Consider the following 23,198-nt stretch of genomic DNA (forward strand, 5'->3'; position numbering starts at 1 on the left):
GTCGAGAGGAGGGCCGCTGTTCCCGCCACCCTGGTAACAGCGGCCCTCGGACCCCGCTATGCCCGTAGCGAGGCTGCCGAGCGATCCACCAATGACCCTTTCGCTCGGCTGGTTGGCCTTCCGCGTGGTGTGGCAACGCGGAGGACGCAAACGGGCGGTGCGTGGTTCTGGGGAGGCATGCCCGCCCGAGTCGTTAGGTCCTGCCTGTGGTGGCGGGGCCGTCGTGGAGTGCGGCTACTGCTGCAGCGATGTGTTCCCGCAGCTCGGGCTGGCCGATGGCGTATCCGCCGATCCAGAAGGGCCGTTCGCCGTATTCGAGTCCTCGGGTCATCACGGTGAACGGGTGTTCGCTCAGCTCGGTGACCTTGAGGTGTGGGCCGCCCATGTCGTTGCGGTACTCGGCGAGTTCGTACTGCTGGCCCTCAACCTCGAAGGTTTGCGGGTTGAGCGCTCTCGGGTTCGGTCGCATGGTGGATCACCCTTCGCAGATTCGGACCGTGCCGACCGCGCGCACGGAGGCGAATGGTTTGGCGTCACGGGAGACGTAGGCGCGATACGCGCGCTCTTCGAAGTCGTCACGCCACTGATCGGGGTAGTCGCGCCACGGCTGGCCCCAGTTCGCTTTCATGTCACCGGAGTTGAGGCCGGACACGACGAGCACGAGCGCGCTCCGGTCCCCAGCGGGATACACCCGCATGGCCTCGGGAGCGTGCTCGCTTGAGGCGCACACGTCGAACGCTGAACCGTCCTGTACGAAGGACCCGCGTTTCACTTCGGTTGTAGGTGCTGTCATCGCTATACCCCTTCGAGCGATCGTGAAGGCCGTTCTCTACTGCGGGGGCGTAGAGCCTTTCTCCTTCGATGCTGCTCTTGTGAAGGGGCCGTTTCTATCCCTGGACAGGTATCTCACGATGAGATAGCGTGTGGGTGCTATGTCTAGGGACATGTACGAACCGATTCGCATACCCGATGCGGTATGGGACAAGGACGATGTCCAAAAAGCGCTTACGAGTCGCGACGTAGCCAAGCTCTTCAAGATCGCTCAACAGTGGGTCGGCTCCAGCCAGTCTCGTATCGGGATCGCCATCGGCATGCCCCAGGGACGGGTCAGCGAGATCATCCACGGCCACCGCGAAGTGACCAGTATCGAAGTACTGCAACGGATCGCTGATGGGCTCAACATGCCGAGCCGGGCGCGGCTGCGCCTGGGGCTCGCTCCGCGGCTTGAGGATTCCATCGAATCCATGTCGCAGCTCGATCGAGTTGGCATCACTCAGATTTTCGCGTCGCAAGGCGAAGCCGCCGGCGAGATTTCCGGTCGCGCGACAGACGCGAAGCGAATCGATCTCCTGGTTGTACGTGCGCTCGGGTTGATCGGACTCAACGAGTCCTTGCTGCGATCCGCGGTGACGGGCGACAGGCGGGAACCGCTCCGGTTGCGTGTCCTGCTGCTCGATCCCGATTGCGAGGCGGCGAGTGTCCGGGCGAAGGAGATCCGGGAATCGCCCGCCTCCTTCCGGGCGGGCATCAACCTGTCAATCGCTCGGCTGGAAGAACTCACGGGACGGCAGAACGTCGACGTGTCGGTGCGGAAGTACCGCGCGCTTCCTGTCTGGCGTTGTATCAGGCTGGACGACGTGCTCTATCTGTCGATGTTCCATCCTTCATCGGAAGGGCACCAGTCGAGCGTGTACAAGCTGGTAGCGGCGCAGTACAACCTTTTGTGGACGGGGTTTGAGCGCCAGTTCGATGAAGTGTGGCAGTCCTCGGCTGTCGTGATCTAGCGAAGGGAGTCCTCGTGATTGAGGCGGAACTCAAGGCGCGTGTCAAGGACGTTGCTTCGGTCAAGGACTGGTTGGGCAGGCAAGCCACTCCAGAGGATGCTACTTACCAGGACATCTACTACGACAAGGGCGACGAGCTGACCCGCAGCGACCGAGAGCTCCGCATCCGGACCGTCAGTACTGCGAAGGCTCAGCGCTCAGTCCTGACCTACAAGCAGGCACGCGTCGATGAGGAGAGCGGGTCGAAGCCCGAGCATGAGACCCAGGTCAGCGCCCCGAATGCCGTCGCGAGTTTGCTGCTCGACATCGGGTTCACAGAGTACGTCCGGCTGACGAAGCACTGCCAGAACTACACGTTCCAGTTCGCCGGCTACGACATTCTTGCCACACTTGTCCATGTACCCGAGCTTGACGGGGCGTTTCTTGAAGTAGAGACCCTCGTTGGTGACGAACAGTTCGACGCGGCGCTCGAAGCGCTGAAGGGCTTGCTCAGGGAACTGAGGCTTGAAAACGAGCTTGAACCCGGTACTTATACGGATGCAGTCCTCGAAGCACGGTCACGCTAGACCTGACGAATGTTCCGCGTCCCAGGGGTCCGCTCCGGCCTCCGGTCAGCAGCGTATCCCTCGCGGGTCGTCTGGGTCCCAGTTGTTTTCCGGCGCCATCTTGCATGCGGCGTAGTCCCCACGAGGCGACGTTAACGCGGTTGCCGACGCGGCGGCGAGTGGTTGTGCGGGTCCGGCTGCCCCGCACAACCCCGCACGACAGGGTCACCGTGACAGCTTGTGACCGGCGGCGGTTCCACGTGACCGCCTATAAACCCGGTCCGTTCCGATTCTGTGCTGAGCTGCGGTTTTGGCTGTCACAGCGGAGGCTGTGCGGGTGCTTGTGACAGTCATGTGCTGTCACAAACTGTCACAACCCCTTGACGGAGGCCCCTGACACGAGCGTTCATGGAGGGGGCAGCGAACAGGCGCTGGAGCCGCGGGCAGTGCATGTCGCGGTTGACAACTTGGAGGTACCGAGCATGGATGTAGTGGTTCGCTTCGCGCGATTTCATTCGACTCCGACTCGCTGATCGGGTGTGTAGTCGGTGAATCGGATTGGCTCGTGAGCCGGTCACCTTTGTGCTTGTCCATGCGCAATCGTGAGATTTTGCCATAACAATTTGATAAACGAGGGCTTTCGGGGTGCGGAAAACTGGCCTCTGGTTGCCTATACCTATGGGGCTAATGTTTCAGGCACCGGACCGGTCGCCCATCGACCCGTACCCGTCCTCAAACGACGGGCGCAGATTCTTCCGGCAGCAGGTTCGGTTACCGATCTGCCGAGGGCAGGGTCATCGAGGGTTATCGGCTACTGGCGATTCTGGTAACCGGGCTTGAGCTGGAGGGTTACCGGAGTGCTTGACAGTAACCGCAGTAACGAGCTCAACTGGATGTCCATCAACTTCACAGGTGGTGTGAGTCTCCTACGGCCCGCGGTGCGCTCCGAAGCGTCGGCGGAGTGCCGTTCATTCTTCTCCTTGACAAGCGGTCTCGAGTGTCCTCGATTGACGTCACTTGTCTCCAGATTTCTCAATTGAATAGCCGATGGCAGTCGCTGGCCTATAGCGGCTGTCGTGTGGCTAGCTGCCGGTTCTGGATGGCCCGGCGGCTGTCTATCAGTGTGCTCAATCAACGAAAGAGAGGTTCTACATGCACACGCAATCGAACATTAACATGCCCGCGCTCATCGAGAGCGGGCCGTGGGGACTGCTCGCCCATTTGGGCCAGACCCCGCAGGTACGAATGGCTGCCGCGGTCCTCGCAGCGGCCCTGACGGCACTGCTTGCGGTGCAGGTGGTGCGGCGGGTGCTGCACGGCCGTGAGCAGGCCCGCTGGCGGGCCGGTTCACGGTACGTCGAGATCGCAGCGCCCGGCCAGGTGCCCGAGTCCGGCGGGGAGGTGTTCTGGGACCACCTCGGTTCGATCGCCCGGCCCGCCTGGCGGCGGTACTGGTTCGGCCAGCCGCACCTGTTGTGGGAGCTGCGCGCCGATCGGCGTCGGCTGACGGTGCGGGTGTGGGTGCCCTCGTGCATCGACACCGCGCTCGTCGAGGGGGCGGTCGAGGCCGCGTGGCCCGGCGCTTCGACGACGGTGGTCGAGGCCGAGCCGCCGCTGCGGATGCAGCCGCTCGCCAAAGGCGGCAGGCTTGCCTGGGCCCGAGGTCTTGACGTGCCGGTGGCACCCGGCCCCGCGGGGTTTGATGTGATGCGGTTCCTGCTGCACGACATCGGTGAACTCGACATCGACACGTGCCTGGTGGTGCAGGTCGCGGTCTGTCCGGCGAGTCGGCGGCAGATGTCGCGGATATCGAAGGCCGCCTGGTCGAACGGTGGGGGCGGGGGCTCCTCGTTCATGAAGAGCCTAGCCAACGAGGCGCTCGACTTCGTGCATCCAGCCTCGTCACCGGGTTCGGGGTCGACCCGCCCGGCACCGGAGACCGCCTGGGTTTCGCACAAGCGCAAGCTTCTGCAGGACCGGGTAGCCAAAGGGGCGTTCTGGTCGGCTTCGGCGAGGTGGGCGCTCACCGCACCCGAGAGGCACATGGCCCGACTGAAGGCCACCAACAATCAGGTCAGTGCCTCGGTCTATTCACTCGCCGGCGCCAACGGGGTCTATCGACGCCGGATTTTCCGGCCTGATCGGCTGGTGAACACCTGGGCGCTCGGTTCGACGGTCACGTTGAACACGGCAGAAGTCGCCACGCTGGCGCATCTGCCGTTCGACGAGACGGTGCCGGTGTTGGAGCGGGCCAGGGCGCGCCGGGTGCGCCCGGTCGAGGCGGTCCGGTCCGGGGGGCGGAACGTCACGCCGCTCGGGCGGGCTGCGCAGGGCGGCCGGAAGATCGGGCTCGCTGCCGCTGATGCTCGTCAGCACGTCCACATCCTCGGCTCTACAGGTACGGGGAAGTCGACGCTCGAGCAGAACATGATCCTCGCCGAGATCAAGAACGGGAAGGGGATCATGGTGATCGACCCGAAGGGCGATCTGATCAACGATCTGCTTGACCGGCTCGATCCGGAGACGGTCAAGGGCCGCCTGGTGTTGATCGACCCCTCGGAATCGAACGGGCACGGGTTCTTCCCGTTGTCGGGGCCGAACAGTGAGATCGCGGTCGATCACATGGTCGGGATCTGCAACAAGCTGTGGGAGCGGCACTGGGGTCCTCGCGCGGACTACATCCTGCGCAACGGGCTGCGGACCGTCCTCGCCGCGAAGTTGGATCTGGTGGACCTGCCCGGGCTGATGATGAAGCCCGATTACTGGCGGGAGGTCGTCAAGCGCCTTGACCCCGATGATGAGCAGCTGCTCGGGTTCTGGGTCTGGTGGGAGGACATGGATAAGACCAGTCGCTACCAGGCGATCGGGCCGATCCTCTCGCGTTTCGATGCGCTGTTCGGCAACGAGTTCATGCGCTCGACGTTTGGCAAGCCCGTGAACCCCGTCGACATCGGTGAAGTGCTCGACAACGGCGGGATCATCTTTGCGCGCTTGCCGAAGGGCGAGATGCCTGAGTTCTCCGTGCCGCTGATGGGGTCGGTGCTCGTGGCGAAAGCCTGGCAGACGGCCATGCGACGCTCGGAGCTGCCGGAAGGCAAACGGCCGGATACGGTGCTGTACATCGATGAGGCGCACAACTTCCTCAATCTGCCCTACGCGATTGAGGATCTGCTCGCCGAGGCCCGCGGGCTGCGCATGGGTCTGGTGCTCGCGCATCAGCATCTCGGTCAGCTCAATCGCGAGCTGGCGGACGGGATCTCGGCGAACGCGCGGAACAAGGTGTTCTTCAACGCCAGTCCCGAAGACGCTCACCGGCTCCAGCGCCACACGCTGCCCGAGCTGAGCGAGGAGGACCTTGCTCGAATGGGTGCCTGGGAGGCGGGTTGCCGCTTGATCGTCGACGGGGTGGCGGCTCCGGCGTTCACGCTGCGGACGGATCCGCCGGCGCCGATCGTCGGCAAGGCCGAGCAAATCCGCGCCCAGGCCACCGGCCGGAAACCGAAGCCGCCAGAGGCGGGGCCGTTCACGAAGATCCTGCGGCAGCGCCTCGCCGAGCAGCGCCGGGCGAACGAGGAGAGGTTCGGTGAGGCCGCTTGAGCGCACAGCGGATACCCGGTCAGGTGACGAAGGACTTCACCGAAGTCCTTGAACGCCTGACCGGGCGGGACATGGGGCTCATCGATGCCCTGGCCCGGCATCGCATCCTCACCGCAGCTCAATTGGCCGACCTGTGCTTTCCGTCGGAATGGGCCGCTCGAGTCCGCGCAGTGACGCTCGTCGAAATGGAAGTGCTCGCCAGGTTCCGCGACGATAACCGGAAGGCGTACCGGTACACGCTCGGCTACTGGGGCGCTGGCGTCCATGCCTGGCGGCGAGGGGAGCCCGCACCGACGAAAGCGGCGGTTGCGCTCGCGATCCATCAGCTCGCGGTGTCCCGCAAACGCGGGCATCTGGAGGGGGTGAACACGTTCTTCACCCGCCTGCATGCTGAAGCTCGGCAAGACGGCGGTGTGGTTTTGAGCGAGTGGCTGTGTGAGGACGAGGCTGCCGGGTTCTTCCTTGGGAAGGTTCGGCCTGACGGGGCCGGGGTCCTTACTGTGGAAGGCGGTGCGATTCCGTTCTTCTTCGAGTACGACACCGGTACTGAACCGCTCGCCTATCTGGCTGCGAAACTCGACCGCTACGCCGCGAGGCAGCCTGCTGGCGGACATCGGCACGTTCTGCTGCAAATCGTTCGGCCCGGTCGCGAACGCAATCTCCACGACCAGCTCGCCGGTCGTCAGTTCCCGTTCCTGATCGCCACCACGAGCATCGGCACCGGACTGCTAGGTGCATGTTGGCGGCTGATCGGCTCCGAACAGCTTGTGAGGCTGAGCGAACTCGGGCCGGAGGTGAGGCCATGATCGGCCGAGAATGGGGGCACACCGGGCCCCACACCGCGGGCCACACCGGCCCTGCCGCTGGCCCCCACACCGCCCCTACGGGCGGCGCGGGGGCGGATGGCGGTGTATCGCCAGGTGGCGGGGAGGTTGTGCGGGGCAGCGTGACTCCGAAACATATATCCCGTGGGGCCGAGGGTGGCGTCCTCCTGAACGATCTCCGTTCCGGGACGGTCGTCATCACCAGCCCAATTGGGTTCCCAGTTCATGGAGTCAGGTTGCTCGCCAGCCATTTGCGCTTCATCGAGCGGCTGCAACCGGCTGCTGTGGTTAATATCGGGGGTCTCTACGCGGACCGTTTGATTGGCGAACGGAAGGGCCGTGACGAAGAGGCGCTGCTGGACGCTGTCGCGCGTGAATACCTGAGTCCGCTGCGAGCGGTGTACTCAGGGCAGGTCGCGATGCCTACGCCGAACAGGAGCGCTCCGATACCTCGTCAAACCCGACTGAGCCGAGGTCTGGATTCGTCAACGGCGCTGGCGGAAATGCTCGCTGGCTTCGAGGTGACGATGCTTCCCAGCTATGTTGAGCTGGTTCCGGGTTGGGTGATCGCCTGTGCGGTACCCGGGGTTCGACGCCGATCGACCGTCGGGGTGACGGCGCTGGCCGAGGCGCGGAAACTCGGAGTCAACGTGGTTTGCGGGTGTTCAGGGTTCCTCGGGATCGCTTCCGAAACGCGTGGCCCGAGCGAGCGGAGGCAGACCCTTCACGCCGTGGAGGTCGGTCATTTGAGGGTGCCGAGTCACCGCGCCGAACTCCGAAAGCCTGCCTTCGGGCGAGGGCCGGGGTTCGTGGTGTTGGAGATCGAGGACGGGGTAGTCAAGCCCGTCCTCATCCCCATGAAGCCGAACGGCGCGTTCACCTATGGAGGCGAACTGTTCGGCTTACCTGCGTCGGTGCCCGTTGGACTTCAGCAGTGAGGCGACCGGCGCGCCCGACTCGCGGTCATACGGGATGCCGTCGCGCAGTTCGATCTCCGGACGGTAGTCGATCGTGCGGAGTTCGAGTCGGCGTTCGATGTTCTCGGGCATGTGGAAGTGCAGCACGGGAGCAGCGGGAGTGCCTGCGCAGTAGAGCGTGAAGCCGCCCTTGCGTAGCAGCTCGCCCTTGGCGTCCCAGTCGGGCTGCGACTCCCACTTCTCGCGGTAGGTGATGCCGGTTCCAGTCTCCTGCCAGGAAGACGGGACTACCGGCATTGCCTTGAGCGTTTCGAGGTTCCTCGCGTGCCGCTCCAGGGACTGGGTCAGTGCCGTGACCGCGGTGGCGGATTCGGCGCTGGCGATGGCCTGGGTCAAGTTGTCCACGGCACCTTGAAGTTCGGTCACCTCGGAGGTCCGGTCACGGCCGGGGATGAAGGCCCGGTTCATGATCTCGAGGTCGCCGACCGTTTCGAGGAAGTAGCTCTCCAGGGAGTCCATGAGGAACTGCCGGTCCCAAGAGACGCGGTGCTCGCACATCTGGTCAGAGAACCGCGCCGCGCAGAGGTAGTAGTGGTATTCGCGACGCGTGCCGTTGGCGAGCTTGCGGCTTGACGAGTTCGAGTACAGCGGAAGCCCGCAGATGCAGAAGACGAGACCGGCCAGGGCCGTCGGTTCGTGGAAGGGCCGACGGCCTGAACCCTTGAGCTTCGCCAGCGCCTCCTGAAGCCGGTCGAACTCGGCTCGGGTAAGGATCGGCTCAGCGCGTTGCACCGGGAGGCCGTCCTTGCGGACGATGTTGCCCTTGTGGGTCGCGTAGCCCATCAGCGTCGGACTGATCAGCACCGTCTTGAGGATCGTAGGCTGCCAGCGCACGCCACGCGGCTTGGTATTCGCCTCCTCCTTGTTGGCCTTGGCATTTTCCGACTTCTGGTAGTCGGTCGCGGTGAGGACGCCCCGGGCGTTCCAGTCGGCGCAGATTCGGCTCAAGCTCGACCCGAGGTCGGTGATGCGTTCGTACGCCTCGCGAACGAGTCCGGCGGTGTACGGGTCTTTGACGAGTCGGAGTCGCTTGGACCCGTTGAACTGGAACGCCTCGGTCCTGTAGCCGAAGGGCCAGACGCCGCCACTCCAGAGGTTGACCTCGCGGTAGTAGGCGGTCTGCTTGAGCTTCTTCTCCTGAACGGTCTTGCGGTACTTCGCCGCCTGCGTTGCCTTGATACCCGCGATCATGCGCCCGTCCTCTGTCGTGAGGTCGAGCGAGGGATCGTCGAGGACGATCACGGACTTGTCGTTCTTGAGCACCCAGCCGACGAACTGCCACCAGTGCATGTCGTCGCGGGTGATGCGGTCCTGGGTGGTGACCATCAGGGCGTCCCACTCGTGGACCCTCGGCTCGGTCAGCCACTCACCGAGCGACGGGCGTTCATCGAGGTTGATCGCGCCTGAGACAGTTGCGTCTTCGACCATGTGCACGAGTTCGTGCCCGCCGAGTGCGATGGCCTCCCGGAGTTCGATGTCCTGGCGCTCCAGTGCGCTGGACGATTCGGTGTCCCTGCTGATGCGCTTGACAGGAAGGACTTTCATGTCGCCATTCTCCCCTCAAAACGGACAGGGAGCGGCTAAACCGGCGGTTTGGAAGATCAGAGGACCGTCCCATCCGCTTTCCAAATGATCAGCCGTGTCGCCATGGGCAAATGGGCGGCCAGCCGCCCCGTGTAATCGACCTGGCACCGTGCCACCAACAAACGCATGGCAAGCACCCTACCCGCGGCCGCGGATCGGTCGGGCATGCCCGCGCCCGCTGAGATTCGTGCCCGGTGGCGGAGGACCAGGGCCGTCAGGGGTTGGGTGATGTCGGGTGGGTGTGGAGGGCGAAGCCGGTGGTGCCGGGGTGTTCGAGGCCGGGGGCGAGTTCGGAGGCGCCGGGGTGGGTGACCGCGGTGTAGTCGGCGCTGGATTCGGAGCGGTAGGGGATGGGCTCGGTGGTGAAGGCGGTTTCGAGGCGTTCTTGGAAGTGGGCGGTGATGCGCCGGTAGTCGGTGTCGGTGAGGTGGACGGCACTGTGTTCGACGAAGGGCGGGAGGACGTCGAAGCCGGTGAAGTGGAGGAGGCCGTGGTTGAGGGGGAAGAGGAGGTCGTCGATGGGGCCGTTGACGCCGCGGGGGGTGTAGTGGCCGGCGCGGCCGCCGGTGAGGGTGGCGAGCATGGCGCGCTTGCCGGCGAGGGGGCCTTCGCTGCCGTAGCGGCCGAGGCCGGCGCCGTAGGCGAAGTTGTAGGTGAAGACGCGGTCGATCCAGCCTTTGAGGATGGCGGGGACGGTGAACCACCAGAGAGGGAAGAGCAGGATGACGAGGTCGGCGTCGCGGAGCTTCTGCTGTTCGGCGCGGATCTCGGGGCTGAGGCGGCCGGTCTCGGTGGCGGTGCCGGAGGCGTGCATGAAGTCGGGGCCGGTGATGCCGTCGAAGTCGGTGAAGTCGGCGGCCGACTGCCATTTCATGGCGTAGAGGTCGGAGACGACGACCGTGTGGCCTTGGGACGCAAGGGTGGTGACGGCGAGGTCCTTGAGCGCGGCGGTCAGGGAGCGCTCGTCGGGGTGGGCGTGGACGATGAGTACGTTCATGTCAGCAAGCTTGGGCTGGATTCGCGGGACCGGCCAGAGTCCCTTTGACCGCTGGACCGCCGGTCCTGGGTCTACCGGGGCCACCTTCGCCAGCGCACGGCCGTGGCCGCGATCGAGGCGGCGTTCCTGGAGTTGGATTTCGAGGTCGAGTGGACGCCCGGGAGGATCGCCGAAGTCGAGGAGACGGTGCGGCGCGGAGGCCGAAGCCGGGGACTGAGGTCCTTCGGTTCGGGGAGACGGCGGGAATCGGCAGGGCTGCAACGCGCTGCGAGCATGTGATCGACCCCACCCATTGAATCGGTTCGATTCCACCCCATAGACTCACCCGCATGCAACCCGCACCCCGAGCAGTCGCAGTGGGGGTCGACCTCGGGTCGTCGACCACGACGGTGTCGACCCGCCGCAGCGATCACCGGGCCGAGTCCGGGGAGGCCGAAGCGGGCACCGCGCGCTTCGAGCCTCCGCGGGCCGACGGCGCGGCCGATCCTCCCGTGGACGAGCCCGCGCTCGTGGTGCTAGCTGTGCCCGCGACCTGGAGTTCGACCCGTCGTCGGGCGCATCTCGAGGCGGCCGCGAACGCCGGGTTCGACGCGTCCTTCCTCGTGTCCGAGCCTGAGGCGGCCGCGCGGCAGTACCTCGAAGACGAAGGGCGCGAAGCGGATTCGGATGCGCTGTTCGTCGTCTGCAATATCGGTGCGGGATCCTGCAACGTCGGCGTCGTCCGCCGCGAGGGCGACCATTACTCGATCGAGGCCGCGACGAGCGCTGACGACATCGGCGGGCGCGAGTTCGACCGGCTCCTGCTCGAGCACCTGGCGAGCCGATACCGCCAGGCCGCCCCCGAGTTCTGGGCGCGCGCGGGGGACCCGGCCGAGACCGCGCTGCGAGCCGAGGTGCTCGACGAGGTCAGGCGCGCCCGCGAGTACCTGACCGACCACCCGGCCGTGACCGTCTCGCTGCCCGGGCTCGCGCGCGACCTGCGTCTGACCAGGGAGGACGTCGACCAGTGCCTCATGCCGGCGATCCTGCGGACCGTCGGCCTGGTCGAGGACGCGATGCGGGACGCGGCGGTGGAGGTCGACCGGGTCCAGGGCCTGCTGCTGGTCGGCGGCGTGAGCCGGATGCCGCTGGCCGCGACCGTGCTCGGGCATCATCTCGGCGTCGAGCCCGTGCGGCCCGACCTGCCGGATCTGGTGGTCGCCGAAGGCGCGGCGCTCGCCGGGCTCGCCCGGATACGAAGCGCCGCTGGGGAGGCGCCCGAAGACACCTCGCGGTTCACCCGGTTGCACGCGAGTCCCGATGTGCTGGTGACGGCGATGGTGGTCGTCATCCTGGTCGCCTCCGTCGTAGGTACCGTGCTGCTCAATCGCGGCGGTCCGGACACCGCGCTGGAAGGGGACGTCGTCCTGCAGTCCAGTCCCGCGACCGTCGATGAAACGGCCGAAGTCGAGACTGAGGCCGAGACCGAGTCGGCCGCTCCGACGGATGCCGAGGACTCCGGCGAGCCGGTGGCGTCGGAGCATCCTGAGTCCGAAGACGACGAAGGCTCCGCCTCGGCGGCGGCGGCCTCGCCGACGCCGTCGAGTCCTGCTTCGGATCCTGGTTCGAGTCCCACGCCGTACGGGCCCCCTGCCTCGGACCAGGAGGCCGCCACAACGGAAGTGCCCGATGTGGTCGGGGAGACGGTCGCCGACGCGAAGCGGACGCTTGCCGCCGCGGGGTTCACCAATATCGCGGTCCAAGGGGATCGCCGGGATTCGGAAGGTCCCGGCTACCGCAATTGCGAGGTCACCGGGCAGACGCCGGGCGGCGGTTCGCAGAGCGACCGCGACGCGCCGATCAGTTTGGAGTACGTGTACGTCGGCTCTGATTCGTGCTGAGCGGCGGGAAGAGGACCGGGCCCCCTCCGGTCGCGGAGAGGGCCTCGGTCCTTGCGGTGGTCTAGGAGCGGACGAACTTCAGCAGCGCCTCGTTGACCTCCTCGGCGTGCGTCCACAGCAGACCGTGGGGCGCGCCTGCGACCTCGACGTACTCGGCCTCGGGGAACGCGGCGTGGAAGCGGCGGCCGGTGGCGTCGATCGGCAGGATGTTGTCCTTGTCCCCGTGGAGGATCAGCGAGGGCTTGCCCGCGGCGCGGACGGCGGTGACGTCCTCGCGGAAGTCCTCGATCCAGGAGGACACGACCGCGTAGGCGGCGACGGGCGCCGAAGTCGTGGCGGTGTTCCAGTTGGCGGTCACGACCTCCTGGCTGATGCGCTCGCCCAGGTTCTCGTCCAGGTTGTAGAAGTCCTTGTAGAACTGGGTGAACCAGGCGTAGCGGTCCTTCTCGGCGGTGGCGGCGATGCCGTCGAAGACCTCCTGCGGCACGCCCTCCTGGTTGTCGTCGCGCTGGACCAGGAACGGCTCGAGCGAGGCGAGGAAGGCGAGCTTGGCGACGCGCTCGTGGCCGTGGTTCTTGACGTAGCGGGCGAGTTCGCCGGTGCCCATGGAGAAGCCGACGAGGATGACGTCGCGCAGGTCGAGGGTCTCGAGGACCTGGTTCAGGTCCGCGGCGAAGGTGTCGTAGTCGTACCCGGTGCCGACCTTGCTCGACTGGCCGAAGCCGCGGCGGTCGTAGGTGATGACCCGGTACCCGGCCGCGAGGAGCTCGCGGGTCTGGCGCTCCCAGCTGTGGCCGTTGAGCGGGTAGCCGTGGATGAGGACGACGGGCTGCCCCTCGCCCTGGTCCTCGTAGTAGAGCTCGACGGGGGTGGTGTTCTCGGTGCCGACGGTGATGGTGCCCATGACAGCGATCCTCTCTTGTTGGAGAACGATCGTTCTCCGCTGATGTAGACTACGATAGAGAACGACCGTTCTCATGGCAAGGAGTTCCTTTGTGATTGACGACACACTCGCCCGGACGCAGGTGGTCGAGGCCGCTGACCAGCTCTTCTACGCGCGCGGCGTGCAGGCCGTGGGCATGGACGCGGTGCGGACCGCCGCCGGCGTCTCGCTCAAGCGCATCTACGCGCTGTTCCCCTCGAAGGACGCGCTCATCGCCGCCGTCCTCGAACGCCGCCGCGCCCAGTGGAACGCCGGCATCGCGGCCACCGCCGAGCGCGCGGACACCGCACGCGAGAAGATCCTCGCCGTCTTCGACTTCCTCGACGGCTGGTTCCGCGAGCCCGACTTCAACGGCTGCGCCTTCATCAACGCCTACGGCGAGCTGCACGACGGCAACCCCGACGTCAGCCGCACCGTGCGCGAGCAGAAGGCCTCCTTCCAGCGGTACGTCGCGGACCTCGTGCGCGACGCCGGCGGCCCCGAGACACTCGCCGCCCAGCTCGCGATCCTCGCCGAAGGCGCGCAGACGACCGCCGCCATCGCGGGCACCCCCGAGGCCGCGGCCCAGGCCCGCGCCGCCGCCGAAGTGCTGCTCGGCGCCGCGCTGGACTGAGCCCTGGCCGGATGTCGTACCGGGTTCCTATGCTCTTGGGCGTGAACGGAACTGATCCCTCGAACGCCGCGCCCGACGAAGACCGCGTGGCGGTCCGCGACGAGTGGCGCGAGCATTTCCTTGAATGGCGCGGCCTTGAATGGCGCGGACGCGGCACGCCGCAGCCGGTGGCCATCGATCCCGCTGGGCCGCAATGGCTCAAGGCGCTCTACAAGGAGCACGCCGACGACCTCGAACAGGCGATCAGGGACCTCGCGGTCCCCGCGTACGAGCCGGCGATCCGGGCCGGGATGGCCGGGGATCCGGACCCGCAGGGCGCGGCGCTGGCCCTGGTCCTCCTCGGGCTCGCGGCCGGCGGCTTGTACGAGGTCGAGGACCGCGGCCGGGACGCCCTGGTCGCCGAGCACGGCCCGGCCTTCGCCTGCCAGGTCATGGTCGAGATGATCGGCCACCAGGTGCACTGGTGGGCGGGCTCGCGGAACCGCTCGCGGAGCGCGAGGATCGAGGTGCCGAACGTGCACCACCTGGCGCTCACGAACTCGCACCTGCGGCGGATCCGCCCGCTCCGCTCCCTCCTTGCGGCCCTTCCGGAAGCGGAGTACGCCGAGGTGCGCGAGGCGATCGCGCAGCAGCGCGACAGCGACGCGAAGAAGTTCGCCGCCGCCCTGCTCATGCCCGACCAGGAGGATTGGGTCCGCGAAGCGTGCGACCTCCACAGTGGATCTCGATACGAGCGGTCCGGCTACGACCTGATATGGGCGATGGTCTCCACCTCGGAGCAGGCCGAACGGGCGGGCGCGCGTGTCCTCGGCTCCTACGGCGCCATCGACGCCCGGATCGCCCTGGTGGTCGACGCGCTCGGTGCCGACGCCCTCCCCGTCCTGCTGAACACCCTCCAGTCCGAGGACCGGCCCACGACCGAGACCCGCGAACTCCTCCTGGACGCCATCAGCCGCCTGCCCTCCGACGCGGCCGTCTCGTACCTCCTCGGGGAGACCACGAACCCGCTCGCCCTCGCCGCGGCCGAGCAGGCGGCGCAGCGGTTCCCGCTCCGGGCCCTGCGCGCCGTCGCGGCCATGGCGCCGAACACCCCCGCCGCCTCCAGGCCCCGCCTCGCCGGGTTCGCCCGCGCGAACGGCCTGCTCGACAGGGTCGCCGAGTTGAGCGAGACCGACCAGGAGCGGATCGCCGAGCTGACCCGCCGGCGCCATCCCGTCGCCGAGACGGTCCCGGCCGTGTACGCCGACCTCCCATGGGCGCCCTACGCCAAGCCGACGAAGCGCGAACCGCTGGTGCTCACCCCGCCCGCGACCGACGAACTGCGCTGGGCCCCAGGCGAACGCGACGAGTGGCTCCAGACCTCCGAGTACCGGAGCTACTACACCCAGGAATCCCACTGGACGAGCTACTGGGGCTCGGTGACCGGCCCCGAGGACTGGGTCTTCAACGAGCTCATCGCCTACGGCCCCGAGGACCGCGCCCGCACCGCACTGGCCAAATGGGACGGTGCGACCGCCTCGCTCGGGACCGGCACGCTCCAGGCGATCCTCGCCCGCTTCGGCGACGAGGCCGCGCCGCCCGTGATGCCCCTGCTCAAACGCAGATCATCGCACCGGGCCGCCATGATGCCCTTCGTGAACCGCGACGCCGCGCGGCTCGCGGCGGGCTGGCTCAAGCGCTCGAACGACCGCGCCACCGCGAAGGCCTGGCTCGACCGGCACGCCGCCGACGCCGCCGCGCTCCTCATCCCGGACGCCGTGGGCAAGGACGCCAAGCTCGCCAAGGCCGCGCTCGACGCCCTCAGGTACCTCGACAGGTCCGTTGTGGACGAGCAGGCGGCGGTCTACGGGGACGCCGCCGCCGCGGCCGTCGCCGCGCTGCTCGACGCCGACCCGCTCGACCCGCAGGTGCGCGTCCCGAAGCCGGCCAAGTGGGCCGATCCGGCGCTGCTCCCGCAGGTGCTCCTCGCCGACCGCGCTGCGGCCCTTCCGGATGCGGCGGTGCTCGCGCTCATGACCGCGCTGGCGATCGACGACGGCGAGCGGCCGTACGCGGGCGTGGACCTCCTCGCGGCCGAGTGCGATCCGATCTCGCTGACGGCGTTCTCGTGGGGGCTGTTCGAGCTGTGGCTCGCGGCGGGGTCGCCGTCGAAGGACGCGTGGGCGATGGACCAGTTGCGGCGCTTCGCCGACGACCACGCCGTGCGGCGGCTGACCGCGCTCATCAAGGAGTGGCCCGGCCAGAGCCAGAACCGCAAGTCCGTGCGGGGCCTGGAGATCCTGGGCGGGGTCGGCTCCGAGGCCGCCCTGCGGGCCGTGCACGGCATCGCGCAGAAGGCGAAGTTCAAGGCGCTCAAGAAGACCGCCACCGAGCAGATCGAGGTGATCGCCGAGCGGCTGGCGCTCACGCTCGACCAGTTGGGCGACCGCCTCGTGCCCGACTTCGGGCTCGCCGGGGACTCCCTCGTGCTCGATTACGGGCCGCGCACCTTCACGATCAAGTTCGACGAGTCGCTCAAACCGTATGTCCTGGACGACGAGGGGAAGCGCCGCGCGAGCGCGCCGAAGCCCAACGCGAAGGACGACCCCGAGCTCGCGCCGCCCGCGTACGAGCGGTTCGCCGCGCTGCGCAAGGACCTCAAGGCCACGGCCGCCGAGCAGGTCAAGCGCCTCGAAGCGGCCATGGGGAGCGGCCGCACCTGGAGCAGCGCGGAGTTCCGCGAGTTCCTGGTCGACCACCCGCTCATGTGGCACCTCTCGAGCCGCCTCGTCTGGCAGGCCGACGGCGCCGCGTTCCGCCTCGCCGAGGACCGCACCTTCGCCGACGTCGAGGACGAGCCGTTCGAGCTGCCCGAGGACGCGAGCGTGCGCCTGGCGCACCCGCTCACCCTGGGGGACCAGGTCGACGAGTGGGCCACGGTGTTCAGCGACTACGAGATCCTGCAGCCGTTCGACCAGCTCGGCCGGCCGGCCTACGAACTGTCCGAAGAGGAGCGCAAGGCCGGACGGCTCACGCGCTTCGAAGGCGTGAAGGCCGGCGGCGGGCCGCTCATCGGCCTGCTCAACCGGGGCTGGAAGTTCGGCGGGCCCGCCACGCGCGGCGGCTACGGCCTCTACCGCGAGTTCCCCGAGGGCGGGTACGTGTACCTGGATTCGGCGCCCGGGGTCCACCCCGGCTACGGGTACGACAACAACACCGAGCAGACGCTCGAGACCGTCGAACTGGTGCTGCCCGAAGGGGAGGCGATCGATCCGGTCGCGATCTCCGAGATCCTGCTGGTGATCGCGCGGCTCACCCGCTCATAGCGTCAGGGGATCCCCGGGGCCGCGGCCCCGGGGATCCCCTGACCTCGGTTGTCCCCGTTCAGATCCCGGCGTTCGGGGCCAGTGCCTCGAGTTCTTCCCACAGCGACTCGGGGATCTCGACCTCGAGCAGCGCGATGGTCTCGGCCGCGCGCTCGGGCTTGGAGATGCCGACCACGGTGGAGTCGACGAGCGGCGAGCGGGTCGAGAACTGCAGCGCGGCCGCGATGAGCGGCACCCCGGCGCGCTCGCATGCCTCGGCCATCGCGAAAGCGGCCGCGGCGATGGACTCGTCTCGTTCGCCGTAGCAGTACTTCGGCTGCTGCGCAGGGCCTTTGGCGAGCATCCCGCCGCCGTACGGGGCGGCGTTGAGGACGCCGAGGCCGTCCGCGCGGGCCTTCGTGAACAGCTCCTCGGCCTCGCGGTTGAGCAGCGTGTACCGGTTGTGGTTGAGCACGAGGTCGAACTCGCCGGTCTCGAGGTACCGCTGGCTGACCTGCACGTCGCCCGAGGCGACCGCGAGGTGGTCGGCCACCCCGGACTCGCGGATCTCGATGAGCGCTTCGAGCGCGCCGCCGGGCGCGAAGCCGTCCTGCTTCATGAACTCGGGGTCGTGCAGGGCGAGGATCGGCAGGTGGTCGACGCCGAGCCGCTCCAGGCTCTCCTCGAGCGAGCGGCGCACCCGGTCGCCCGAGTAGTCGCCGGTCTCCGGGTCGGCGTCCACTTTGGTCTGGAGGACGAAGCCCTCGGGCAGGCCGCCGCGGCGCCGGATGGCCTCGCCGATGCGGCGTTCGGACAGGCCGTCCTTGCCGTAGTTGTTGCCGGTGTCGAGGTAGTTCACCTCGCTGTCGAAGACCGCGAGGATCGTCTGGACGGCCCGTTCGTCGTCGACTTCGTACCCGTACACCGCGTCGAACCCGGCGAGGGTGCTGGTGCCGATGCACAGGGGCGTGACTTCGAGGCCGGTCCGGCCGAGGGTGTTGCGCTGCATCATCATCCGTTCGTCTTGAAATCGGTGCTCGAGTCGAGCCGGGCGGTGAGGGCGGAGCGCCCGGAGCGCCGGGCGCCGTCGCGCGAGGGTCGGATTCCGGCGCGGACGGGGGTTCCCGAGACCGGACGGCGAGCCACTGGCGCATCATCCGTCACGCCACCAGTGAACCACACGCCCGCGGCGAGCAGGTACCTTCGAGTGGGTGCTGCCGCAGGAGCCGAACACGGAGGCCGACTTGGACGACTACCTCGAACACGACGCCGACGTGCCGTCGCCGCACTGCGCGACGTTCGGCGGGGACCTGCCCGGCTCGCCCCGGTGCGACCGTTGACGCGCAAGCTCGGCGTCAACACCTGGGTCTGGGTCTCGCCGCTCGACGACGAGGCCCTGGCCCGGCTCGCGCCCATGGTCCGCGACTGGGGGTTCGACACGATCGAACTGCCCGTCGAGTCACCCGGCGACTGGGACCCCCAGCGCGCCGGCGAACTCCTGCAGGGCCTCGGGCTCGACGCGACCGTGGTGCTCGTGATGGGCCCCGGCCGCGAGCTCGTGGCCGCCCCGCGCGCTGTCATCGCCGAGACCCAGGACTACCTCCGCCGCGTCGTCGACGCGGCGGTCGCCGTGGGCTCCAAGGTGATCGCCGGGCCCGCGTACGCCTCCGTCGGCCGCACCCGGCGCATCGAGGACCGGCCCGCCGCCTACCGCGAACTGCGGGCGAACCTGGCGCCGGTCGCGGACTACGCGGCCGAACGCGGCGTCACCGTCGCCGTGGAACCCTTGAACCGCTACGAGACCAGCCTGGTCAACACCGTGGACCAGGCACTGGACGCATTGGACGGACTGGCGGGAACCGCACTGGCCCTTGACGTCTACCACATGAACATCGAGGAGACCGACCTCCCGGCGGCCATCATCCGCGCCGGGGACCGGATCGGGCACGTACAGGTCTGCGGCAACGACCGGGGCTCCCCGGGCCGCGACCACCTTGACTGGCGTTCCCTCCTGCACGCGCTCGACCTGGCCGGATACCCCGGCCCGCTCGTGATCGAGTCGTTCACCTCGCACAATGCCACCATCGCGACGGCCGCCTCGATCTGGCGGCCGCTCGCATCGAGCCAAGACGCCCTCGCCGTCGACGGACTCGCCTATCTGAGGAGTCTCACCGATGCCTAGACCGATCACGCTGTTCACCGGCCAGTGGGCCGACCTGCCGTTCGAGGAGGTGTGCCGGCTCGCCGCCGAATGGGGGTACGACGGCCTCGAAGTGGCCTGTTGGGGCGACCACCTCGACGTCGTGCGGGCCGCCGAGGACGACGACTACGTGGCCGAGCGCAAGGCCCTGCTCGACAAGCACGGCCTCGGCCTCTGGACGATCTCGAACCACCTTGTGGGCCAAGCGGTCTGCGACGACCCGATCGACGACCGCCACCGCGCGATCGTGCCGTCCCGCGTGTGGGGCGACGGCGAGCCCGAAGGGGTCCGCCGGCGCGCCGCCGAGGAGATGAAGGCGACCGCGCGCGCCGCCGCGAAGCTCGGCGTCGACACCGTCGTCGGCTTCACCGGCTCGGCCGTGTGGAAGTACTTGGCGATGTTCCCGCCGGTCGCGGAGTCCGTGATCGAGGCGGGCTACGACGACTTCGCGGCGCGCTGGAACCCGATCCTCGACGTGTTCGACGAGGTCGGCGTCCGGTTCGCGCACGAGGTGCACCCCTCGGAGATCGCCTACGACTACTGGTCGACGCACCGCGCGCTCGAAGCCGTCGGGCACCGCGAGGCGTTCGGGCTCAACTGGGACCCGAGCCACATGGTGTGGCAGGACATCGACCCGGCCGCGTTCCTGTGGGACTTCCGCGAGCGGATCTACCACGTGGACTGCAAGGACACCCGCAAGCGCTTCGACGGCCGGAACGGGCGCCTCTCCTCGCACCTGCCGTGGGGCGACGCCCGGCGCGGCTGGGACTTCGTGTCCACGGGCCACGGCGACGTGCCCTGGGAGGACTGCTTCCGGGTGCTCAACGCGATCGGCTACACCGGCCCGATCTCGATCGAGTGGGAGGACGCGGGCATGGACCGCCTGCGCGGCGCCCCTGAAGCCCTCGAGTACGTGCGGAACCTGAACTTCGACAAGCCGGACGCCTCGTTCGACGCCGCGTTCAGCTCCGAATAGGACGAATCCCCGGGCCGCGTGGCTCATGTGCGGCTCGCACCGCCGAGGCCGCGGCCCGGGGCTCTCGCGTTCTACGCGAAGGCGAACAGCGGCGGGAAGACCAGCACCACGACCCACGCCCAGGCGGCGTACACCGGCACGTAATCGGTCTGCCAACGCTCGAGCCGCGCGAACTTCTTGCGGCCCTTCACGAGCGACCAGTACAGCCAGGCCGTCCAGGCCAGGTTCGCGAACAGGACCAGGTTCTCGCCGAGCGCGGCGCTCTTGTTCGGCGTGAACCCGAACTCGGTGATGCGGCCGGTGATCGCGACGAGCACGAGCACGTCGATGAGCAGGGCGCTCACCACGAGCGCGAGCTGCATCCAGTCGAAGAACCCGGCCGGCGCGCCCGGGTCGCGGGCCGAGATCGAGTACAGGACCAGGGCGAGCACGACCACCAGCAGCAGGTCGAACAGGATGAGCATGTCCCGTTCGACGTCGATCGCGTTGGTGGTCACGGCGATCGCGACGAGCACGGCCACGAGGGTCACCGCGAACAGGGGCGTGAACACGCGGGTGAGCACGGGCGCCATGTTCTCGACGACGCTCTGCTTCGCCTCGACGAGCCAGGCCGCGACGACCACGGCGGCCGCGCCGCCGCAGGGGACGAGCCATTCGCTGATGAACACCTCGGCGTCGATCCCGATGGCGTTGAACGTGCCCACGGTGATCGCGGCGAGGACGCCGCCGCCCATGCAGATGAGCACGAAGTAGATGAACCACTCGCCGCTGAAGCGGATGAAGTCCATGCGCTTCTGGCCCGAGCGCCATTCCCCTGCGGCGTAGGCGATCCCGACGACGAGCCACAGCGCGAGCGGCAGGTGGATTGAAGTGAGCACTATGGACTGGGAGTCCTCGTCGAGCGGATACGCGTTGGTGGCCACCGCCCCGAGTGCGAACAGCCCGACCAGCGCGATCACGGTGCCGCGGTGCACCTTGCGGCGCACCGCGAAGTACACCGCGAGCGGCGCGAGCACGAGCAGGCCGAGGTTCCTGACGTAGAACGCCGGGTCGTCGTCGAGTCCGAGCCCGAACAGGGCCGGGAGCTTGACCGCCAGCACCGCGAGGGCCGCGCAGGCGACCATGACGAGCAGGCCGCGGCGCCGCTCGGCCGCGGCGGACGCGTCCTCGTCCGTGAGCACGAGCTGCTTCCAGAGCCGGTCGGAGTGCTCGCGGGCGAACTCGCGGGAGAGCTCGTCCATGCGGCCCATGCGCTTCACGGCGATGAGGAAGGCCTCGTCGGGCCGCAGGCCGGTCTCGGTGAGGTCGGCGACGCGCTCGCGGAGGTGGTCCTCCAGCTCGTCGACATCGGCGCCGCTGACGGCGCGGCGGCGGAGCATGTAGGCGCGCCATTCGGCGATCTGCGCCTCGAGCTCGGTGTCGTTCCCGGTCATGTCACGCCTCCAGCGCGGGCGGGGCGAGCGGCGCGATCGACCGCGTGGCCTTCCAGATGTCTTGCAGCGCTTCGGTGACGGCGTCCCACTGCTTGCGCTGCTCGGCCAGCTCGCGCAGGCCGTCAGGGGTGATGGCGTAGTACTTGCGCCGCCGCCCGCCGTCGGGGGTGCGCCAGGTGGACTCGACGTAGCCGAGCCGCTCGAGGCGGTGGAGGAGCGGGTAGAGCAGGCCTTCGGTCCATTCGAGGCGGCCGCCGGAGCGCTCGGCGATCGCCTTGAGGATGGCGTAGCCGTAGCTCTCCTCCTCGGCGAGGATGCCGAGGACCAGGGGCGTCGCCGAGGCGGCGACGAGGTCTTTGGCGATGTGCATGAGGGGTGCCTCCTAACCCTAGTAGTGCTATGCCTTGAGGTTCTATGCATCGTAGCGCTAGGGTCCGCTGTTCCGCAAGGAGACGCCGCGCAGTACGACAGCGGCGGGGCCGGGCGTTCAGCCCGACCCCGCCGCCCCGAAAGCCCTCACCCGTTCGGCACGATCACCGCGCGGCCGTCGATCGTCCCGGCGTGCAGCCGCTCGTACGCCTCCGGCGCGTCGTCGAGCCCGAACCGCTCCACGTGCACGTCCACCATGCCCGCGCGGGCCAGGTCGAACACCTCGATCAGCTCGTCTCGCGAACCCCAGTACGGGGCCGACACCGACACCTCGAACGGCAGCGCCCCGAACCCCACCGGCAGCGTCCCGCCGCCGATGCCCACGATGACCACGTCCGCCTCCACCGCCGCGCACGCGCCCGCCGTCGCCACGGTCGGCGCCGCGCCCACGAAGTCGAACACCGCCTGCGCCCCGATACCACCGGTCAGGTCCTTCACCTTCCCGGCCGCCTCCGCGTTCGAGAGCACCGTCTCGTGCGCCCCCACCCGGCGCGCGAGCGCCAGCTTCTCCTCGGAGACGTCGAGCGCGATCACCCGCGAGGCCGTGAGCGCCCGCAGCAGCTGCACCGCGACGTGCCCGAGCCCGCCCGTGCCGATCACCACGGCCGTCGAACCGGGCGCCAGCTTCGGCAGCGCACCCTTGATCGCGTGGTACGGCGTGAGCCCGGCGTCGGTGAGCGGCACGGTCTGCACCGGGTCCAGGTCGCCGAGCGGCACGAGGTGCCGCGCGTCGTCCACGATCATGTACTCGGCGATCGCGCCGGGCGAGCCGAGCCCGGGCGGGTTGATCTTGAGCTCGGCGGCGCGCTGGCAGTAGTTCTCCTTGCCTGCGGCGCAGGTGACGCAGCGCCCGCAGCCCCACGGGCCGTAGACGGCGACGGACTCGCCGATCTCGACGCCGTGCACGCCGTCCCCGAGCGCCGCCACGGTCCCCGCGCCCTCGTGGCCGAGCGTCAGCGGCAGCTCGTACGGGAATCCCTCGGCGGGCCAGGACATGACGGCGATGTCGGAATGGCACACCCCGGCGGCGGTGACCTTGAGGAGCACTTCGCCGGGTCCGGGCTCGGGCGTGGGGATCTCGACGACCACCGGCGCGGCGCCGATCTCGCGGTACTGCAGGGCTTTCATGGAC

At 68.3% G+C, this 23,198-nt stretch carries 20 protein-coding genes and 1 pseudogene; 11 read left to right on the forward strand and 10 right to left on the reverse strand.

Features of this window, described 5'->3' with window-relative positions:
- Nucleotides 1-193: 193 nt before the first annotated feature.
- Both O2L01_RS14775 and O2L01_RS14780 read right to left on the reverse strand, forming a co-directional pair.
- A complete protein-coding gene (locus O2L01_RS14775; RefSeq protein WP_270122723.1) occupies nucleotides 194-469 on the reverse strand; it encodes a hypothetical protein in 276 nt (91 codons plus the stop codon).
- A 6-nt stretch (nucleotides 470-475) separates the two neighbouring features.
- Entirely contained in the window at nucleotides 476-793 is a 318-nt protein-coding gene (locus O2L01_RS14780) for a hypothetical protein (protein WP_270122724.1), read from the reverse strand.
- A 151-nt stretch (nucleotides 794-944) separates the two neighbouring features.
- Between O2L01_RS14780 and O2L01_RS14785 the strand changes: the two genes are divergently transcribed.
- The 5 genes from O2L01_RS14785 to O2L01_RS14805 all read left to right on the forward strand — a co-directional run bounded on the left by O2L01_RS14785 (nucleotide 945) and on the right by O2L01_RS14805 (nucleotide 7,688).
- On the forward strand, nucleotides 945-1,784 hold the full coding sequence (locus O2L01_RS14785; RefSeq protein ID WP_270122725.1) for a hypothetical protein: 840 nt from the start codon (nucleotides 945-947) through the stop codon (nucleotides 1,782-1,784).
- Nucleotides 1,785-1,798: 14 nt separating this feature from the next.
- On the forward strand, nucleotides 1,799-2,350 hold the full coding sequence (gene cyaB / locus O2L01_RS14790) for a class IV adenylate cyclase (RefSeq protein ID WP_270122726.1): 552 nt from the start codon (nucleotides 1,799-1,801) through the stop codon (nucleotides 2,348-2,350).
- A gap of 1,131 nt (nucleotides 2,351-3,481) precedes the next feature.
- On the forward strand, nucleotides 3,482-5,926 hold the full coding sequence (locus O2L01_RS14795; RefSeq protein ID WP_270122727.1) for a type IV secretory system conjugative DNA transfer family protein: 2,445 nt from the start codon (nucleotides 3,482-3,484) through the stop codon (nucleotides 5,924-5,926).
- Between the two features lie 23 nt (nucleotides 5,927-5,949).
- Nucleotides 5,950-6,732 carry a replication-relaxation family protein gene (locus tag O2L01_RS14800; RefSeq protein WP_270122728.1) on the forward strand — a complete coding sequence of 261 codons (783 nt, stop codon included), beginning with the start codon at nucleotides 5,950-5,952 and terminating at the stop codon, nucleotides 6,730-6,732.
- 254 nt (nucleotides 6,733-6,986) lie between these two features.
- Nucleotides 6,987-7,688, forward strand: coding sequence for a hypothetical protein (locus tag O2L01_RS14805; protein WP_270122729.1), 702 nt, complete (start codon nucleotides 6,987-6,989; stop codon nucleotides 7,686-7,688).
- On the opposite strand, the gene O2L01_RS14810 is transcribed toward O2L01_RS14805, so the two are convergent.
- The 3 genes and pseudogenes from O2L01_RS14810 to O2L01_RS14820 all read right to left on the reverse strand — a co-directional run bounded on the left by O2L01_RS14810 (nucleotide 7,653) and on the right by O2L01_RS14820 (nucleotide 10,308).
- Nucleotides 7,653-9,272: a recombinase family protein gene (locus O2L01_RS14810; RefSeq protein ID WP_270122730.1), complete on the reverse strand. Its 1,620-nt coding sequence runs from the start codon at nucleotides 9,270-9,272 to the stop codon at nucleotides 7,653-7,655. The genes O2L01_RS14805 and O2L01_RS14810 overlap by 36 nt on opposite strands.
- A gap of 62 nt (nucleotides 9,273-9,334) precedes the next feature.
- A pseudogene (locus O2L01_RS14815) lies at nucleotides 9,335-9,439 on the reverse strand (endonuclease NucS); the annotation flags it as partial.
- A gap of 86 nt (nucleotides 9,440-9,525) precedes the next feature.
- On the reverse strand, nucleotides 9,526-10,308 hold the full coding sequence (locus tag O2L01_RS14820; protein WP_270122732.1) for an NAD(P)H-dependent oxidoreductase: 783 nt from the start codon (nucleotides 10,306-10,308) through the stop codon (nucleotides 9,526-9,528).
- A gap of 329 nt (nucleotides 10,309-10,637) precedes the next feature.
- Here O2L01_RS14820 and O2L01_RS14825 point away from each other — a divergent pair, with 329 nt between their 5' ends.
- Nucleotides 10,638-12,188, forward strand: a complete 1,551-nt coding sequence (locus O2L01_RS14825) for an Hsp70 family protein (RefSeq protein WP_270122733.1) — start codon at nucleotides 10,638-10,640, stop codon at nucleotides 12,186-12,188.
- Nucleotides 12,189-12,249: 61 nt separating this feature from the next.
- Here O2L01_RS14825 and O2L01_RS14830 read toward each other — a convergent pair whose 3' ends face one another.
- Nucleotides 12,250-13,092: an alpha/beta fold hydrolase gene (locus O2L01_RS14830; protein WP_270122734.1), complete on the reverse strand. Its 843-nt coding sequence runs from the start codon at nucleotides 13,090-13,092 to the stop codon at nucleotides 12,250-12,252.
- 73 nt (nucleotides 13,093-13,165) lie between these two features.
- Between O2L01_RS14830 and O2L01_RS14835 the strand changes: the two genes are divergently transcribed.
- On the forward strand, nucleotides 13,166-13,744 hold the full coding sequence (locus O2L01_RS14835; RefSeq protein ID WP_344469355.1) for a TetR/AcrR family transcriptional regulator: 579 nt from the start codon (nucleotides 13,166-13,168) through the stop codon (nucleotides 13,742-13,744).
- A 41-nt stretch (nucleotides 13,745-13,785) separates the two neighbouring features.
- The gene (locus tag O2L01_RS14840) at nucleotides 13,786-17,049 is read left to right on the forward strand and encodes a DUF4132 domain-containing protein (RefSeq protein ID WP_270122736.1); all 3,264 of its coding nucleotides are present in this window, start codon (nucleotides 13,786-13,788) and stop codon (nucleotides 17,047-17,049) included.
- A gap of 58 nt (nucleotides 17,050-17,107) precedes the next feature.
- On the opposite strand, the gene O2L01_RS14845 is transcribed toward O2L01_RS14840, so the two are convergent.
- Complete coding sequence (locus O2L01_RS14845) at nucleotides 17,108-18,037, reverse strand: aldo/keto reductase (protein ID WP_270122737.1); 930 nt, start codon at nucleotides 18,035-18,037, stop codon at nucleotides 17,108-17,110.
- Nucleotides 18,038-18,239: 202 nt separating this feature from the next.
- On the opposite strand from O2L01_RS14845, the gene O2L01_RS14850 reads away from it, so the two are divergent.
- Genes O2L01_RS14850 through O2L01_RS14860 form a run of 3 tightly spaced genes read left to right on the forward strand, consistent with a single transcriptional unit; the run spans nucleotide 18,240 to nucleotide 20,204 of the window.
- The gene (locus O2L01_RS14850) at nucleotides 18,240-18,368 is read left to right on the forward strand and encodes a hypothetical protein (protein ID WP_270122738.1); all 129 of its coding nucleotides are present in this window, start codon (nucleotides 18,240-18,242) and stop codon (nucleotides 18,366-18,368) included.
- The gene (locus O2L01_RS14855; RefSeq protein WP_270122739.1) at nucleotides 18,365-19,210 is read left to right on the forward strand and encodes a sugar phosphate isomerase/epimerase family protein; all 846 of its coding nucleotides are present in this window, start codon (nucleotides 18,365-18,367) and stop codon (nucleotides 19,208-19,210) included. Before O2L01_RS14850 ends, O2L01_RS14855 begins: the two co-directional genes overlap by 4 nt.
- Nucleotides 19,203-20,204: a sugar phosphate isomerase/epimerase family protein gene (locus tag O2L01_RS14860; protein ID WP_270122740.1), complete on the forward strand. Its 1,002-nt coding sequence runs from the start codon at nucleotides 19,203-19,205 to the stop codon at nucleotides 20,202-20,204. Before O2L01_RS14855 ends, O2L01_RS14860 begins: the two co-directional genes overlap by 8 nt.
- A gap of 71 nt (nucleotides 20,205-20,275) precedes the next feature.
- Here the strand turns inward: O2L01_RS14860 and O2L01_RS14865 are convergent, their stop codons facing one another.
- The 3 genes from O2L01_RS14865 to O2L01_RS14875 form a co-directional block, all read right to left on the reverse strand.
- Nucleotides 20,276-21,637 carry a permease prefix domain 1-containing protein gene (locus O2L01_RS14865; protein WP_270122741.1) on the reverse strand — a complete coding sequence of 454 codons (1,362 nt, stop codon included), beginning with the start codon at nucleotides 21,635-21,637 and terminating at the stop codon, nucleotides 20,276-20,278.
- A gap of 1 nt (nucleotide 21,638) precedes the next feature.
- Nucleotides 21,639-22,007 (reverse strand): PadR family transcriptional regulator, encoded by a 369-nt coding sequence (locus O2L01_RS14870; RefSeq protein WP_270122742.1) that lies wholly within the window; start codon nucleotides 22,005-22,007, stop codon nucleotides 21,639-21,641.
- Nucleotides 22,008-22,153: 146 nt separating this feature from the next.
- Entirely contained in the window at nucleotides 22,154-23,194 is a 1,041-nt protein-coding gene (locus O2L01_RS14875; RefSeq protein WP_270122743.1) for an NAD(P)-dependent alcohol dehydrogenase, read from the reverse strand.
- Nucleotides 23,195-23,198 lie beyond the last annotated feature (4 nt).

The organism is Glycomyces lechevalierae (assembly GCF_027622945.1).
In the GTDB taxonomy this organism is placed as follows: domain Bacteria; phylum Actinomycetota; class Actinomycetes; order Mycobacteriales; family Micromonosporaceae; genus Glycomyces; species Glycomyces rutgersensis.

What these genes read in the sequence shown, in the direction of transcription:
- O2L01_RS14870 (WP_270122742.1), bottom strand. Translation starts at nt 22,007, where the DNA reads ATGCACATCGCCAAAGACCTCGTCGCCGCCTCGGCGACGCCCCTGGTC.
- O2L01_RS14795 (WP_270122727.1), top strand. Translation starts at nt 3,482, where the DNA reads ATGCACACGCAATCGAACATTAACATGCCCGCGCTCATCGAGAGCGGG.
- O2L01_RS14810 (WP_270122730.1), bottom strand. Translation starts at nt 9,272, where the DNA reads ATGAAAGTCCTTCCTGTCAAGCGCATCAGCAGGGACACCGAATCGTCC.
- O2L01_RS14845 (WP_270122737.1), bottom strand. Translation starts at nt 18,037, where the DNA reads ATGCAGCGCAACACCCTCGGCCGGACCGGCCTCGAAGTCACGCCCCTG.
- O2L01_RS14835 (WP_344469355.1), top strand. Translation starts at nt 13,166, where the DNA reads ATGGCAAGGAGTTCCTTTGTGATTGACGACACACTCGCCCGGACGCAG.
- O2L01_RS14780 (WP_270122724.1), bottom strand. Translation starts at nt 793, where the DNA reads ATGACAGCACCTACAACCGAAGTGAAACGCGGGTCCTTCGTACAGGAC.
- O2L01_RS14860 (WP_270122740.1), top strand. Translation starts at nt 19,203, where the DNA reads ATGCCTAGACCGATCACGCTGTTCACCGGCCAGTGGGCCGACCTGCCG.
- O2L01_RS14875 (WP_270122743.1), bottom strand. Translation starts at nt 23,194, where the DNA reads ATGAAAGCCCTGCAGTACCGCGAGATCGGCGCCGCGCCGGTGGTCGTC.
- O2L01_RS14775 (WP_270122723.1), bottom strand. Translation starts at nt 469, where the DNA reads ATGCGACCGAACCCGAGAGCGCTCAACCCGCAAACCTTCGAGGTTGAG.
- O2L01_RS14830 (WP_270122734.1), bottom strand. Translation starts at nt 13,092, where the DNA reads ATGGGCACCATCACCGTCGGCACCGAGAACACCACCCCCGTCGAGCTC.
- O2L01_RS14825 (WP_270122733.1), top strand. Translation starts at nt 10,638, where the DNA reads ATGCAACCCGCACCCCGAGCAGTCGCAGTGGGGGTCGACCTCGGGTCG.
- O2L01_RS14820 (WP_270122732.1), bottom strand. Translation starts at nt 10,308, where the DNA reads ATGAACGTACTCATCGTCCACGCCCACCCCGACGAGCGCTCCCTGACC.
- O2L01_RS14785 (WP_270122725.1), top strand. Translation starts at nt 945, where the DNA reads ATGTACGAACCGATTCGCATACCCGATGCGGTATGGGACAAGGACGAT.
- O2L01_RS14865 (WP_270122741.1), bottom strand. Translation starts at nt 21,637, where the DNA reads ATGACCGGGAACGACACCGAGCTCGAGGCGCAGATCGCCGAATGGCGC.